At 43.3% G+C, this 1,219-nt stretch carries 1 protein-coding gene and 1 pseudogene; one reads left to right on the forward strand and one right to left on the reverse strand.

The window, feature by feature from the left end:
• Positions 1-390: pseudogene (locus A3763_RS03550) on the reverse strand (gamma-glutamyl-phosphate reductase); the annotation flags it as partial.
• Positions 391-759: 369 nt separating this feature from the next.
• Between A3763_RS03550 and cysD the strand changes: the two are divergent.
• The coding region (gene cysD / locus A3763_RS03555) for a sulfate adenylyltransferase subunit CysD (RefSeq protein WP_156494872.1) at positions 760-1,219 on the forward strand (460 nt) is incomplete at its 3' end.

A 1,219-nucleotide genomic window follows, 5' to 3' on the forward strand; every position in this document is an offset into this window, starting at 1 on the left:
TACATTTGGTCTAGACTCATAGATAATCCCAATCACACCAAGCGGCACACGCATCTTGCCAACCTGAATACCGGAAGGCATATACTTGAGATCGTTAATAATTCCAACAGGATCATCAAGCCCTGCTACTTGCTGCAAGCCTTCAATCATGCCATCTATACGCGCTGGCGTAAGCTCCAAACGATCAAGCATCGCATCATCCAAACCATTTTCACGCCCAGCCTCAAGATCCTTTTTATTCTCTTGAATCAACATATCACGCTTGGCATTCAAAGCATCAGCGGTTGCTAATAGAGCTTTGTTTTTTAATCCGGTACTGACTGAAGTCATCTGGCTAGCAGCTTGACGAGCTGCCTCACCCACTTTGACCATATAGGCTTTAACGTCCATCTTCTTCTCTTGGCTTAATTATCAAAAACGCGATTATAGCGTGTTCCTACTGCCGCTCCTAGTACTAGCAATGTAGCACCCCAAAAAGAGCCGCCAAACAGCGATAAACTAAACACAAGACATCCGTATTTCTTACTGATATCGAGACATCTTAAATAGAACATTATATTCTAAACATCTGATCTTTTAGCATAAGTGAGAATATAAGCGCACTCCACCACCACTCACTAAAGCACCACATCCCTTATTATTTAGCGACAAGCCTGTTATAATTCCGCACCCTTTTGTTAGGTAGCAGCCTATAGAAATAGCAGCTATCCACTTAAACACGATTTTTTCGTTTATTGACCTCTGGTAAGAGTTACATATATGTCGCAATACAATTTGACTCATTTAAAGCAATTGGAAGCTGAAAGCATCCACATCATTCGAGAAGTAGCCGCTGAATTTGATAATCCGGTAATGCTCTATTCTGTCGGTAAAGATTCCGCTGTTATGCTGCACTTGGCTCGCAAAGCTTTTGCACCAGGTAAGCCACCTTTCCCTCTAATGCATGTTGACACTACCTGGAAATTCCAGGAAATGATCAAGTTTCGTGACGAGACCGTTAAAAAGTATGGCTTCGATCTGATCGTGCATATCAACCAGGAAGGCGTTGATCAAGGCATCGGACCTTTTACTCACGGTAGTGCCAAGCACACCGACGTAATGAAAACCCAAGGTCTTAAACAAGCACTGGACAAATATCAGTTTGACGCAGCCTTCGGTGGCGCACGACGTGACGAAGAAAAGTCTCGCGCTAAAGAACGTGTTTACTCTTTCCGTGATG

The organism is Oleiphilus sp. HI0128 (assembly GCF_001635365.1).